We start from the raw sequence: 14,569 nt of genomic DNA, 5'->3' as shown, positions 1-14,569 counted from the left end.
GTCGTAACCGTTGACAGCCCTTACTCGTACCGCGAATCTGTGCAGCGATTGAACGCAAAAAATTAACAGAGCAACTCAATACTTGGACGACGGGAGCGTCATGACGCATATGTCAGGGGCACGTCATAGATGGCGATGGCTCGCCGGGACGGTGACGGCGGGGCTGCTGACCGTCGGTCTGGTGCCGGCCACGGCCCAGGCCGCGGCGGCGGACGAGAACGTGGCACTCGGCAGGCCGGTCACGACCGGCGGGGCGCATGACGGCTACCCCGCGAGCAATGTGACCGACGGCAGCCAGGCCACGTACTGGGAAGGGCCGACCGGCTCGTTCCCGCAGTGGGTGCAGATCGACCTCGGCCGCACGGTCGACGTCAGCGGCGTCGTGCTCAAGCTGCCCGCGTCCTGGGAGGCCCGCACCGAGACCGTCGCGGTGCAGGGCAGCGCCGACGGGGGCACCTTCAGCACCCTGTCGGCCGCCGCGAAGCGGAGCTTCGCACCCGGCTCCGGCAACAGCGTGGCCGTCGGCGTCACCGCCGAGACCCGGTACGTCCGGGTGCAGGTCGGTGACAACTCCGGCTGGAACGCCGCCCAGTTGTCCGAGGTCGAGGTCCTCGGCAGCCCCGAGGGCGGGGGAGAGGACCCGCAGGAGCCGCCCGCCGGGACCAACCTCGCCCTGCGCAAGCCGATCGAGGCGACCTCCGTCACCCAGAACTACGTCGCGGCCAACGCCAACGACGGCAGCACCGACACGTACTGGGAGGCGAGCGGTCAGTCCTCCTCCCTGACCGCGAAGCTCGGCGCCGACGCGGACCTCAGCGGCGTCGTCCTCAAGCTCAACCCGAACGCCGCCTGGGGCACCCGCACCCAGACCCTCCAGGTCCTCGGCCGCAAGGCGGGCGCCACCGACTTCACGTCCCTGAAGGCGAGCGCCCAGTACACCTTCAACCCGGCCACCAACAAGAACACGGTCACGATCCCGGTCTCCGGCCGCTACGCCGACGTACGCCTGCAGTTCTCCGGGAACACCGGGGCGGGCGGCGGCCAGATCGCCGAGTTCGAGGTCGTCGGCGCGGCGGCCCCCGCCCCCGACCTGACCGTCACCGGGCTGACCTGGTCGCCCACCTCCCCGTCCGAGGCGGACGCGGTCACCGTCGAGGCGACCGTCCGCAACGCCGGGACCGCCGCGTCCCCCGCCACCACGGTCGACGTCAGCCTCGAAGGCACCGTCGCGGGCAGCGCGTCCGTCGGCGCCCTCGCCGCGGGCGCCTCGGCGAAGGTCCCCGTCAAGGTCGGCACCCACCCGACGGGCAGCTACACCGTCTCCGCCGTCGTGGACCCGACGGACGCCGTCGCCGAACTGGACAACACCAACAACAGCCGCAACGCCGACTCCAAGCTCGTCGTCGCCCAGGCGCCGGGCCCCGACCTGGAGGTCACCGGCATCACCTCCAACCCGGCCAACCCCGCCGTCGGCGCTAAGGTCTCCTTCGGCGTCACCGTGCACAACCGGGGCACGAGCCAGGCGGCGGCCGGCACCGTCACCCAGCTCACCGTCGGCGGCACCACCCTGACCGGCACCACCGACGCCGTCGCCGCCGGTGCCTCGACCACCGTCGCCCTCGGCGGCACCTGGACCGCCACCAACGGCGGCGCCGCGCTCACCGCGACCGCCGACGCCACGAACAAGGTCACCGAGACCAACGAGAACAACAACACCTACGCCCGCACCCTCGTCGTCGGACGCGGCGCCGCCGTGCCCTACACCGAGTACGAGGCCGAGGACGGCAGGACCAACGGCACCGTCCTGACGGCGGACGCCAAGCGCACCTTCGGCCACACCAACTTCGCCACCGAGTCCTCGGGCCGCAAGTCGGTCCGGCTCAACTCCACCGGTCAGTACGTGGAGTTCACCTCGACGACGCCGACCAACTCCCTCGTCGTCCGCAACTCGATCCCCGACTCCGCGTCGGGCGGCGGCCAGGAGGCGACCCTCAGCCTCTACGCCAATGGCACCTTCGTCCGCAAGCTCAACCTGTCGTCCAAGCACAGCTGGCTCTACGGCACCACCGACGACCCGGAGGGGCTCACCAACCGGCCCGGCGGCGACGCCCGGCGCCTGTTCGACGAGGCCCACGCGCTGCTCACCGACACCTACCCCGAGGGCACCACGTTCCGCCTCCAGCGCGACAGCGGGGACACGGCCGCCTTCTACATCGTCGACCTGATCGACCTGGAGCAGGTCGCCGCCCCGGCCACGAAGCCGTCCGACTGCGTCTCCATCACCCAGTACGGGGCCGTGCCCAACGACGGCATCGACGACGCCGACGCCATCCAGCGCGCCGTCACCGCCGACCAGGCCGGACAGATCCCGTGCGTGTGGATCCCGGCGGGCCAGTGGCGCCAGGAGAAGAAGATCCTCACCGACGACCCGCTCAACCGGGGCCAGTACAACCAGGTCGGCATCCGCGACGTCACCGTCAAGGGCGCCGGCATGTGGCACTCGCAGCTGTACTCCCTCATCGCGCCGCAGGACGCGGGCGGCATCAACCACCCCCACGAGGGCAACTTCGGCTTCGACATCGACGACAACACCAAGATCTCCGACATCGCCATCTTCGGCTCCGGCACCATCCGGGGCGGTGACGGCAACGCGGAGGGCGGCGTCGCGCTCAACGGCCGCTTCGGCAAGAACACCAAAATCACCAACGTGTGGATCGAGCACGCCAACGTGGCCGCCTGGGTCGGCCGCGACTACTCCAACATCCCCGAGCTGTGGGGCCCCGGCGACGGCGTCGAGTTCAACGGCGTCCGGATCCGCGACACCTATGCCGACGGCGTCAACTTCGCCAACGGCACCCGCAACTCGACCGTCTACAACTCCACGTTCCGCAACACCGGCGACGACGCCATGGCCGTCTGGGCCAGCAAGTACGTCAAGGACACATCCGTCGACGTCGGCCACGACAACCACTTCCGCAACAACACCGTCCAGCTGCCCTGGCGGGCCAACGGCATCGCGGTCTACGGCGGCTACGGCAACACCATCGAGAACAACCTGATCTCGGACACCATGAACTACCCCGGGATCATGCTCGCCACCGACCACGACCCGCTGCCCTTCACCGGCTCGACCCTGATCGCCAACAACGGCCTGTACCGCACCGGCGGAGCCTTCTGGAACGAGGACCAGGAGTTCGGCGCGATCACCCTGTTCGCGCAAGGTCAGCCCATCCCGGGCGTCACGATCCGCGACACCGACATACGTGACTCCACGTATGACGGCATCCAGTTCAAGACGGGTGGTGGTGAGATGCCCGATGTGCAGATCAGCAACGTCACCATCGACAAGTCGAACAACGGCTCCGGCATCCTGGCCATGTCCGGCGCGCGCGGCAGCGCCACGCTCAAGGGCGTGACCATCACCAACTCGGCGCAGGGCGACATCCTGACCGAGCCCGGATCGCAGTTCGTCATCAAGCAGGGCTGATCCCGGCCCTCCGCCGAACCTTCGTCGCCGGCGTGTCCGACGCCCCGCTGTCCACGCCGGCGGCGAAGCCCCCTCGCGTAAACGAGTGGCGGGCCCTCGGCCCCGAGGCCGACCATGGCCCCCATGACTGACCAACCCGCACGATGGACCCGCGCGACCACGTACCCCGACATGTGGGTGGACCCGCAGGACGACCCGCGCGACAGCGACGGGCCCGAGCCCGAGGGCGAACTCGCCACCCTTGAGGACTACCTCTCCGGCTACCGCGCGACCCTCCGCATGAAGTGCGACGGCCTGGACGCGGAGCAGCTAGCCCGCCGTTCGGTACCGCCCTCCACGATGTCGCTGCTCGGCCTCGTCCGCCACCTCGCCGAGGTGGAGCGCGACTGGCGCAACTGGATCGCCGACGAGGATGCGCTCCCCAAGCTGTACGGGCGGCGCGACGCCGACTTCGACGACGCCGTTCCCGAACCGGCCGTCGTGGACGCCGCCTTCGCCGACCTGGAGCGGGAGCAGGCGGCGACCGACGCGGCCTTCGCCGCCCACCCCGACCTCGGCGAACGCCTCGGCAAGGACGGCATCTCGGTCCGCAGCCTCCTCGTCCACCGCGTCGAGGAGTACGCCCGCCACTGCGGGCACGCCGACCTGCTGCGCGAATGCGTCGACGGCAGGGTCGGTCAGTAGCTCCAGTAGCTCCCTTGGCCTAGTTCCTCACACGGTGACGGCGATCCCGATGTTCGGCTTCTTGCGGATACGCAGGAGCTTGAGGAACCCGTTGCCGATCCGGGAGAGCACGTATCTCTTGGCGAGCAGCGCCTGCGCGTCCTCGGTACCCGCCTCGTCGAGCAGGCGGGCGGTGCCGGTGACGGGGGTGGCGTCCGGGGCGGTGCGGCCGCGCAGGTCGCACACGGTCACCGTCACCGCGCTGTTGTTGCGCAGCCGCTTCACCTTCCAGGAGTCGGCGGGTGTGACCACGAGCAACGTGTGCTCGTCACGCACCACATGCCAGACAGGTGTCGGGACCGGTGTCCCGTCCTTCCGGTACGTCGTGAGGCTGATGTATTTGCTGCGACGGAGCTCGTCCATGGCTGACACACCCGGAGTCTATCGAGGGGGTGACGGCGTCGAGGATCTTGTGACGTTTCGGCCCCGGCCGGGCAGGTACCCGGTGCGCGTCCGCGCTGCGCGTGCGGACCCCTGCCGGGTGACGAACAATGGAGGCTGCTGTGACTGATCATCGGCTCGACGACCGGAACGAGGCACCCGTCCCCAGGGATCTGCCGGACCAGCAGGCCGGCGAGGGCGACGACGCGCTCGACCTGCCCGCGGAGCGCGGTGACGACGTCCCCGACACGGACGAGGCGGGCACACGGCGGCGCGGAGCCGAAGGCTCGGACACCGTGCATCCGGAGCACCCCGACCCCGACGAGTCACCGGCCTGAACCCCGCCCCCCCGCCTAGGAGTCCGCATGGGTGTCACCGACCGATTCCGTGGCTGGCCCGTCTACCGGCAGTTGACCGGTGACGACCCACTCGGCCGGGGGAGCGCCGCCAAGTCGCGGCACACGGCGAACCTGCGGCCCCGCACCGACAGCGCCGACCGGGTGACGCAGTCCGTCTGCCCGTACTGCGCCGTCGGCTGCGGCCAGCAGGTGTACGTCAAGGACGAGAAGGTCGTCCAGATCGAGGGCGACCCGGCGTCCCCGGTCAGCCGCGGGCGGCTCTGCCCCAAGGGCTCCGCGACGCTCCAGCTGACCACCGGACCGGCCCGCCACCACCAGGTGCTCTACCGGCGCCCGCACGGCACCGACTGGGAACCGCTCGACCTCGACACCGCCATGGACATGGTGGCCGAACGGGTGATCCGCACCCGGCGCGAGACCTGGGAGTGGGAGAAGGACGGCGTCCGCACCAACCGCACCATGGGCATCGCGAGCCTCGGCGGCGCCACGCTCGACAACGAAGAGAACTACCTGATCAAAAAGTTGCTGACCGGCCTCGGCGTCGTCCAGGTGGAGAACCAGGCGCGCGTCTGCCACAGCTCCACCGTCTCCGGGCTCGGCACCTCGTTCGGCCGCGGCGGCGCCACCACCTTCATGCAGGACCAGCAGCACTCCGACTGCATCGTCATCCAGGGCTCCAACTACGCCGAGGCCCACCCGGTCGGCTTCCAGTGGGTGATGGAGGCCAAGGCGCGCGGCGCGACCATCATCCACGTGGACCCCCGCTTCACCCGGACGAGCGCCCTCGCCGACCTCCATGTACCGCTGCGGGCGGGCAGCGACATCGCGTTCATCGGCGGCATCATCCACCACGTCCTCACCGAGGAGAAGGACTTCCGCGAGTACGTCCTGAACTACACCAACGCGGCGACGCTGGTCAGCGAGGACTTCCAGGACACCGAGGACCTCGACGGCGTCTTCTCCGGGCTCGACGAGGACAAGCCGAAGTACGACCCGCACAGCTGGCAGTACGAGGGCGCCCAGGTGCAGCAGCCGACCGGCGACGTCGACCGGCAGTACGAGGACCGCATCGGCTCCGCGGGCCGCTCCGAGACCCATGGCTCCGGCGGCGCCCGCACCCGGCCCGACGCCCCCACCGACCCCACGCTGCAACACCCGCGCTGCGTGTACCAGGTGCTGAAGCGGCACTTCGCCCGCTACACCCCCGAGATGGTCGAGGAGGTGTGCGGCGTCCCGCGCGACACGTTTCTCCGGGTGTGCGACGCGCTCACCGCCAACTCCGGCCGCGACCGCACCAGTTGCCTCGTCTACGCGGTCGGCTGGACCCAGCACTCCACCGGCTCCCAGAACATCCGCGCCGCCTCCATCCTCCAACTGCTCCTCGGCAACATCGGACGGCCCGGCGGCGGCATCCAGGCGCTGCGCGGCCACGCCTCCATCCAGGGCTCCAGCGACATCCCCACCCTCTACAACCTGCTCCCCGGCTACCTCCCGATGCCGCACGCGCACAAGGAGATGAGCCTGGAGAACTTCATCGCGACGTCCCGCACCGAGAAGGGCTTCTGGGCCGAGATGCGGTCCTACTTCGTGAGCCTGCTGAAGGCCTACTACGGGGACGCGGCCACCGCGGACAACGACTTCTGCTTCGACCACCTGCCGCGCCTCACCGGCTCGCACGCCACCTACGAGACGGTGATGTCGCAGCTCGACGGCGAGTGCAAGGGCTACTTCCTGATGGGCGAGAACCCCGCCGTCGGCTCGGCCAACACCCGCTTGCAGCGCCTCGGCATGGCGAACCTCGACTGGCTCGTCGTCCGCGACTTCTCCCTCATCGAGTCCGCCACCTGGTGGCAGGACGGTCCCGAGATCGAGACCGGGGAGCTGCGCACCGAGGACATCGGCACCGAGGTCTTCTTCTTCCCCGCCGCCGCGCACACCGAGAAGTCCGGCTCGTTCACCAACACCAACCGGTGGGTGCAGTGGCACCACGCCGCCGTCGAACCCGACGGGGACGCGCGCAGCGACCTGTGGTTCATGTACCACCTGGGCCGGCGCATCAAGGAGCGCCTGGCCCACTCCACCGACCCGATGGACCGCCCGGTGCGCGACCTCGCCTGGGACTACCCCGTCGACGGGCCCCTGGAGGAGCCGGTCGCCGCCACCGTGCTCGCCGAGATCAACGGCCACGGCCCCGACGGCGCCCCGCTCTCCGCGTACACGGAGCTGAAGGACGACGGCTCGACCAGCTGCGGCTGCTGGATCTACTGCGGCGTCTACGCCGACGGCGTCAACCAGGCCGCCCGCAAGAAGCCGGGGCAGGAGCAGGACTGGGTGGCCGCCGAATGGGCCTGGGCCTGGCCCGCCAACCGGCGCATCCTCTACAACCGGGCCTCCGCCGAGGCGGGGCGCTGGACCGGCTACGACATCCCCGACTTCATCCCCGACCGCGCCCCCGACTACGTGCCCGAGGACGACTCGAGCGGACCCGACGCGCTGCGCGGCGACGACCCGTTCATCATGCAGGCCGACGGCAAGGGCTGGCTGTACGCGCCCGCGGGCCTGGAGGACGGCCCGCTGCCCGCGCACTACGAGCCGCAGGACTCGCCGTTCACCAACGCCCTCTATCCGAGCACCCCGCGCTCCCCGGTCCGCAAGGCGATGCCGCACGAGGGCAACCGCTACCACCCGAGCGGGAACGAGCCCGGCGCCGGCGTCTACCCGTACATCCTCACCACCCACCGGCTCACCGAGCACTTCACGGCGGGCGGCATGAGCCGCTGGTCCCCCTACCTGTCCGAGCTGCAGCCCGAGCTGTTCTGCGAACTGTCCCCGCAGCTCGCCGCCGAACGCTCCCTGGAGCACGGCGGATGGGCCACCATCGTCACCGCGCGCAACGCCATCGAGGCGCGCGTCATGGTCACCGACCGCATCAGGCCGCTGACCGTGCAGGGCCGCACCGTCCACCAGATCGGTCTGCCCTTCCACTGGGGGCCCAACGGCGTGGTCACCGGCGACGCCGCCAACGAACTCATGGCCATCACGCTCGACCCCAACGCGCACATCCAGGAGGACAAGGCGCTCACCGCCGACATCCGGCCGGGCCGCCGCCCCCGCGGGCCCGAACTGCCGCGCCTGGTCGCCGCGTACCGACGCCGTGCGGGCATCACGGACACCACCGGGACGGAGACCCGCGCATGAGCCAGGACACGAGCCAGATCACGGGGCAGGACACGAGCCAGGGCACGGATCAGGAGCGGATGGGGTTCTTCACCGACACGTCCGTGTGCATCGGCTGCAAGGCGTGCGAGGTGGCGTGCAAGGAGTGGAACGCCATCCCCGAGGACGGCCTGTCGCTGTCAGGTATGTCGTACGACAACACACAGGGGCTCGGCGCCTCCACCTGGCGCCATGTCGCGTTCATCGAGCAGCCCGCGCCGGAGGGCCGTACCCAACTGCCCCTCGCCGACGACGTGTCGATCGCCTCCGGGCAGCAGAAGACCGGCTCCGACATGCGCTGGCTCATGTCCTCCGACGTGTGCAAACACTGCACCCATGCCGCATGTCTCGACGTGTGCCCGACGGGTGCCCTGTTCCGCACCGAGTTCGGCACCGTCGTCGTCCAGGAGGACGTGTGCAACGGCTGCGGCTACTGCGTGCCCGCCTGCCCCTACGGCGTCATCGAGCAGCGCCCCACCGACGGCCGTGTCTTCAAGTGCACCATGTGCTACGACCGGCTCGGCGCGGGCCAGGAACCGGCGTGCGCGAAGGCGTGCCCGACGGACTCCATCCAGTTCGGCCCGCTCGACGAGCTGCGCGAACGGGCGGCCCTGCGCGTCGACGAACTGCAGAGGGCGGGCGTCGCGGAGGCGCACCTGTACGGCAACGACCCCGAGGACGGTGTCGGCGGCGACGGGGCGTTCTTCCTGCTCCTGGACCGCCCCGAGGTGTACGGGCTGCCACCGGACCCCGTCGTCACCACCCGGGACCTGCCGACGATGTGGAAGCACGCGGGCGGGGCGGCGCTCGCCCTGCTCGGCGGCGTCGCGGCGTCCTTCGCGCTGGCGGCCGGGAGGCAGCGATGACGACGCGGGACGACCGCGCGGCGGGCCCCGGACCCACAGGCGGCACCAACGGCACCAACGGCAAGAACGGCAAGGGTGGTAAGAACGGCAAGGGCCGTAAAGGCCGCAAGGGCGAGCAGCTCATGGTGCCGAAGGCGGACTTCGACTCGTACTACGGTCGCCCCGTCATCAAGCCGCCGTCGTGGGAGGCGCGCGACATCGCCGGGTACTTCTTCCTCGGCGGTCTCGCCGGGGCGGGCTCGGTCCTCGCGGCGGGGGCCCAGTGCACCGGCCGCAAGCACACCGCCACCACGCTGAAGGTCTCCTCGCTCGCCGCGATCTCCCTGTCGGCGGCGGCCCTCGTCCACGACCTGGGCCGCCCGTCCCGGTTCGTGAACATGCTCCGCGTCTTCAAGCCCACGTCCCCGATGAGCATGGGGTCCTGGCTGCTCAGCGCCTACGGGCCCGCCGCCGGAGCCGCCGCGGCCAGCGCCGTCACCGGCCGCCTGCCCCGGGCGGGCGCCGTGGCCACCGGCGCGGCCGCGCTCCTCGGGCCGATGGTCGCCTCGTACACCGCGGTCCTCGCGGCCGACACCGCCGTGCCCGCGTGGCACGGGGCCCACCGCGAACTGCCCTATCTCTTCACGGCGTCGGCGACGGCGGCGGCCTCCGGCATGGCGCTCGTCGTCGCGCCGCTCCACGAGAACGCGCCCGCGCGCTGCGCCGCCGCCGTCGCGGCGCTCGCGGACACCGCGGCCATGAGGGCGGCCGAGCGGCGGCTCGGCCCCGTCGCCGAGACCTACCGGCAGGGCAGGGCGGGCACGCTCCTTCGCACCGCGCAGGCGCTCACCCTCACGGGCGCGGCCGGCGCGGCCCTCCTCGGACGCGGCCGGCCGACCGCGATCGCCTCGGGCCTCGCTCTCCTCGCGGGCTCGGCCTGCACCCGCTTCGGCATCTTCCAGGCGGGCGTCGCCTCGGCCGAGGACCCGAAATACACGGTGGGCCCGCAGCGCGCACGCCTGGAGGAGCGTGAGCGGCGGGCCCGGTGACCGTGGCGACCGTGTGTGTCAGCGCGGGGAGAGCGTGAACTGGCTGTCGAGCTCCTGGTCGCCGGAGGCCGAACCGGCGTCCTTGACCTCGTAGGCCTCCGCGAGGACCTTGCGGACGGCGTTCACCTCGTGCGGCACGCCCTGGGCGTCGACGGTGACGTCGCCCTCGATCGGCTCGGCGTTCTTGCCCGAGGTGCCCGAGGTGCCCGAGGCGGAGGAGCCCGCGCTCACGTCGAGCTGCGCGGTCCACACCGTGGTGGGCTCGCTGTCCGTGCCGGGCCCGCTGTCCGTGGGCGCGCGGTCGGGGAAGACCGAGCCGAGGTAGGACAGGACGCGCTGGGCGTCCCGCTCCGCGCAGTTGCTCAGGTTCACGGTGACGAGCGTGTGGTCGGCGTCGGTGGTGCCGGTCATGAAGACCTCCTGGAACGAGTGGATGAGTGGGGGGTCGGGGGTGCGTGAGGGGGACGGGTCACAGGGCTTCGCGCAGGGCGGGAAGCAGTTCGTTCTGTGCCCAGGGGAAGAAGGAGTCCTGGTGGTCGCCGCCGATCTGGACGAGGGCGACCTCGGTGAACCCCGCGTCGGCGAAGGGCCGCAGCGCCTCGACGAACTCCGCGACGTCGTCGCCGCACGGGATCGACTTGGCGACGTCCTCGGGGGACACCAGCTCGGTCGCCCCGGCGAACGAGACCGGGTGCGGCAGCTCGGCGTTGACCCGCCAGCCGCCCGCGAACCAGCGGAACTGCTCGTGGGCCCGCTTGACCGCGGCGTCCCGGTCGGGGTCGTAACAGATGGGGAGCTGGCCGACGCGGGGCTTTCCCGCGCCGCCCGCGCGGTCGAAGGCGTCGAGCAGGTCGCCGCGCGGCTCGGTGGCGATGACCAGGTCCGCGACGCGGCCCGCGAGTGCGCAGGAGACCGGCCCCGAGACGGCGACACCGATCGGGGGCGAGGTGTCGGGCAGGTCCCACAGGCGGGCCCGGTCGACCTCGAAGTGGCGCCCGCGATGAGTGAGTTCCCTGCCCTCGAACAGCGCCCGGATGATGCCGACGGCCTCCTCGAACTTCTCCAGTCGCACACCGGGCGCGGGCCAGCCGCCGCCCACGACGTGCTCGTTGAGGTTCTCGCCCGAGCCGAGCCCGAGCCGGAACCGGCCCTCGGACAGCAGTTGCAGCGTGGCGGCCTTCTGCGCGACCACGGCCGGGTGGTAGCGGGTGGTCGGGCAGGTCACGTACGTCATGAGCGGGATGCGCGAGGTCGCCTGCGCGGCGGCGCCGAGCACGGCCCAGGCGTACGGGGAGTGCCCTTGTTCGGCCAGCCAGGGGGAGTAGTGGTCGGACGTGACGGAGAAGTCGAAACCCGCCTCCTCCGCCGCCACGACGTGCCGCACCAGGTCCCGGGGGCCGGCCTGCTCGGTCATCATCGTGTAGCCGATCTGCACGATGTCACCTCCATGTCGAGTGTCGAGTGTCGGGTGTCAGGTGTCGGGGTTCAGGTGTCAGGTGTCTGGTGTCAGGTGTCTGGTGTCTGGTGTCAGGTGTCAGGTATCGGGTGTCGGGCGGGGATCACGGGTTCTCTTCCTCGGTGTGCTGTCTGCGCGCCCAGGCCGGGAGGACGAACCAGCACAGCAGGTACCAGGCGAGCACCGCCGCCACGAGCACCGGGACGATCGGGTCGCGCATCGCCACGCGCAGGATCAGGAGCAGCGCCGACGTCAGCGTGCACAGCAGCAGCACCAGACCGACGAAGGTCAGCCGGGAGGACCACAGCACCGCCTGCGGTTTGATCCGCCGCCCCGCCACCTGCCGGTGGATGGCGACGGGCCCGATCAGGGCGCCCGTCGCCGCCGAACCGAGGAGCACCGTGATGATGTAGACGGTGCGGTCGGTGTCGGACAGCTGCGGGAAGCGCGGCGTGAACACCACGGTGAGCAGGAACCCGAAGAGGATCTGCACACCGGTCAGGGCGACCCGCAGCTCCTGGATGATCTCCGCCCACTGCCGGTCGGCCCGCTCCTCGACCGTCTCCGACCGGCCGCGCCGCCCGGGCACCGGGCCGTCGCCGCTCAGCCCGGCCACTGCCACTCCAGGACCTCGGGCAGGTCGGTGCCGTGCTCCTGGATCCAGCGGTGGTGCCGGGTGCGGGCGTCGGCCATCCTCTGCCGGACCGCCGCCGCCTTGACGGAGAGTCCGGGCACCCGGTCGATGACGTCCATGACCAGGCGGTAGCGGTCCAGGTCGTTGCGGACGACCATGTCGAACGGGGTGGTCGTGGTGCCGGACTCCTTGTAGCCGCGGACGTGCAGGTTGTCGTGGCCCGCCCGCTTGTAGGTGAGGCGGTGGATGAGCCACGGATAGCCGTGGTAGCCGAAGATGACCGGCTTGTCGGCGGTGAACAGGCCCTCGTACTCGGCGTCCCGCATGCCGTTGGGGTGCTCCGTGGCCGGCAGGAGCGTCGTCATGTCGACGACGTTCACGACCCGTACGGCCAGGTCGGGCAGGTGGCGGCGGAGGAGTCCGGCCGCGGCGAGGATCTCCTGCGTCGGGATGTCGCCCGCGCAGCCGAGCACCACGTCGGGGCCCTCGCCGCTCTCCGTGCCCGCCCAGTCCCAGACCCCGGCGCCGCGCGCGACGTGGGCGCGCGCCTGGTCGAGGGGGAGCCAGTCGGGTCCCGGGTTCTTGCCCGCGACGATGACGTTGACGTGGTCGCGGCTGGTCAGCGCGGACTCGGCCACCGTGAGCAGGGTGTTGGCGTCCGGCGGCAGGAACACCTGGACGACCTGCGGGCTCTTGTTGAGCACATGGTCGATGAAGCCCGGGTCCTGGTGCGAGAAACCGTTGTGGTCCTGGCGCCACACGTGTGAGCTGAGCAGGTAGTTGAGCGAGGCGACGGGCGCCCGCCACGGCAGCTCCCGGGACGTCTTCAGCCACTTGATGTGCTGGTTGACCATCGAGTCGACGATGTGCACGAACGCCTCGTAGCAGGAGAAGAGCCCGTGCCGGCCGGTGAGGAGATACCCCTCCAGCCAGCCCTGGCACATGTGCTCCGAGAGCACCTCCATGACGCGGCCGTGCCGGTCCAGGTTCTCGTCGACCGGCAGCAGCCCCTCCTGCCAGGTCTTGCCGCTCGCCCCGTAGACGGCCTGCAGGCGGTTGGAGGCCGTCTCGTCGGGGCCGACGAGCCGGAAGTTCCTCTCCCGCGCCGTGTCCGCCATGAGGCGTTCCAGATACTCGCCGAGGAGTCCGGTGGGGGAGTGCAGGGTGGCGCCGGGCTTCTCGACGGGCACGGCGAAGTCGTCGAGCGGCGGCAGCGGCAGGCTCCGCAGCCGCAGACCGCCGTTGGCGTACGTCGTCGAGCCGAGGCGGCGCGTGCCCTGCGGGACACAGGCGAGCACCGCGTCGCCGGGGCGGCCGTCCTCGTCGAAGAGCTCGTCCGGCCGGTACGAGCGCAGCCAGCCCTCCAGCTGGGCGAGGTGCTCCGGGTTCTCGCGGACCTCGGGCAGCGGGACCTGGTGGGCGCGCCAGGTGTTCTCCACGGGCTTGCCGTCGACCTCGGCGGGGCCGGTCCAGCCCTTGGGGGTGCGCAGCACGATCATGGGCCAGCGGACGGGCTGCGTCGCCTCGCCGGTCCTGGCCGCGCGCTGGTGGTCGGTGATGAGGTCGATCGCCTGGTCCAGGGTGCGGGCCAGGTCCTGGTGGATCCGCTCGGGGTCGTCGCCCTCCACGTAGAGGGGGAGGTGGCCGTAGCCGCGCAGGAGGGCGTCCAGCTCGTCGTGCGGCATCCGGGCGAGGACCGTCGGGTTGGCGATCTTGTAGCCGTTGAGGTGCAGGATCGGCAGGACGGCGCCGTCGTTCACGGGGTCGAGGAAGCGGCCCGAGTGCCAGGACGCGGCCAGCGGGCCCGTCTCCGCCTCGCCGTCGCCGACGACACAGGCGACGAGCAGGTTCGGGTGGTCGAAGGCGGCGCCGTAGGCGTGCGCGAGGGAGTAGCCCAGCTCGCCGCCCTCGTGGATGGAGCCCGGCACCTCCGGCGCCACATGGCTGGGGACCCCGCCGGGGAAGGAGAACTGCTTGAAGAGGCGGGCCATGCCCGACGCGTCGCGCGTCACGTCCGGATAGATCTCGCTGTAGCTGCCCTCGAGCCAGGAACCCGCGAGCACCGCCGGGCCGCCGTGCCCCGGGCCCCACACGCAGAGCGCCTCCAGGTCACGTTTCTTGATCACCCGGTTCAGGTGGGTGTAGACGAGGTTGAGGCCGGGGGAGGTGCCCCAGTGGCCGAGCAGGCGCGGCTTCACGTGCTCGGGACGGAGCGGCTCGCGCAGCAGCGGATTGGACATCAGATAGATCTGGCCGACGGCCAGGTAGTTGGCGGCGCGCCAGTGGGCGTCCACCTCGCGCAGTTCGTCGGCGGTCAGGACCGGGGCGTCGGGGTCGGCCGTAGTCATCAGTGCTCCAGAACCGTGTCGGCGGGCGTCGTCGGACGGATGCGGTGGCGGGCCCGGCGGGTCCGCCCTCC

Annotated in this window: 11 protein-coding genes; 6 read left to right on the top strand and 5 right to left on the bottom strand. The window is 71.2% G+C overall.

The window, feature by feature from the left end; translation table 11 throughout:
- The first annotated feature begins 100 nt into the window (after positions 1-100).
- Together C1N81_RS09880 and C1N81_RS09875 are read left to right on the top strand one after the other, a co-directional pair.
- Entirely contained in the window at positions 101-3,487 is a 3,387-nt protein-coding gene (locus tag C1N81_RS09880) for a CARDB domain-containing protein (RefSeq protein WP_394428379.1), read from the top strand.
- A 123-nt stretch (positions 3,488-3,610) separates the two neighbouring features.
- Complete coding sequence (locus tag C1N81_RS09875) at positions 3,611-4,171, top strand: DinB family protein (RefSeq protein ID WP_394428378.1); 561 nt, start codon at positions 3,611-3,613, stop codon at positions 4,169-4,171.
- Positions 4,172-4,198: 27 nt separating this feature from the next.
- Here C1N81_RS09875 and C1N81_RS09870 read toward each other — a convergent pair whose 3' ends face one another.
- Entirely contained in the window at positions 4,199-4,573 is a 375-nt protein-coding gene (locus C1N81_RS09870; protein WP_394428377.1) for a PPOX class F420-dependent oxidoreductase, read from the bottom strand.
- Between the two features lie 140 nt (positions 4,574-4,713).
- Here C1N81_RS09870 and C1N81_RS09865 point away from each other — a divergent pair, with 140 nt between their 5' ends.
- From C1N81_RS09865 to nrfD, 4 genes are all read left to right on the top strand, one after another.
- Positions 4,714-4,929 (top strand): hypothetical protein, encoded by a 216-nt coding sequence (locus C1N81_RS09865; RefSeq protein WP_394428376.1) that lies wholly within the window; start codon positions 4,714-4,716, stop codon positions 4,927-4,929.
- Between the two features lie 27 nt (positions 4,930-4,956).
- On the top strand, positions 4,957-8,148 hold the full coding sequence (fdh, locus tag C1N81_RS09860; protein WP_394428375.1) for a formate dehydrogenase: 3,192 nt from the start codon (positions 4,957-4,959) through the stop codon (positions 8,146-8,148).
- Positions 8,145-9,032, top strand: coding sequence for a 4Fe-4S dicluster domain-containing protein (locus tag C1N81_RS09855; protein WP_394428374.1), 888 nt, complete (start codon positions 8,145-8,147; stop codon positions 9,030-9,032). Before fdh ends, C1N81_RS09855 begins: the two co-directional genes overlap by 4 nt.
- 122 nt (positions 9,033-9,154) lie before the next feature.
- Positions 9,155-10,060, top strand: coding sequence for an NrfD/PsrC family molybdoenzyme membrane anchor subunit (gene nrfD / locus C1N81_RS09850; protein ID WP_394437840.1), 906 nt, complete (start codon positions 9,155-9,157; stop codon positions 10,058-10,060).
- 18 nt (positions 10,061-10,078) lie between these two features.
- Here nrfD and C1N81_RS09845 read toward each other — a convergent pair whose 3' ends face one another.
- From C1N81_RS09845 to C1N81_RS09830, 4 genes are all read right to left on the bottom strand, one after another.
- A complete protein-coding gene (locus C1N81_RS09845) occupies positions 10,079-10,471 on the bottom strand; it encodes a hypothetical protein (RefSeq protein WP_394428373.1) in 393 nt (130 codons plus the stop codon).
- A 58-nt stretch (positions 10,472-10,529) separates the two neighbouring features.
- Entirely contained in the window at positions 10,530-11,498 is a 969-nt protein-coding gene (locus C1N81_RS09840; RefSeq protein WP_394437839.1) for an LLM class F420-dependent oxidoreductase, read from the bottom strand.
- A gap of 121 nt (positions 11,499-11,619) precedes the next feature.
- Positions 11,620-12,138 carry a DUF6328 family protein gene (locus tag C1N81_RS09835; RefSeq protein WP_394428372.1) on the bottom strand — a complete coding sequence of 173 codons (519 nt, stop codon included), beginning with the start codon at positions 12,136-12,138 and terminating at the stop codon, positions 11,620-11,622.
- Entirely contained in the window at positions 12,120-14,498 is a 2,379-nt protein-coding gene (locus C1N81_RS09830; protein WP_394428371.1) for a phosphoketolase family protein, read from the bottom strand. The genes C1N81_RS09835 and C1N81_RS09830 overlap by 19 nt, the downstream gene beginning before the upstream one ends.
- Positions 14,499-14,569: the final 71 nt, after the last annotated feature.

It is taken from the genome of Streptomyces sp. SGAir0957, assembly GCF_043523415.1.
Note: the sequence above shows the minus strand (reverse complement) of the source record. Positions and strands in the feature narration are given on the sequence as shown.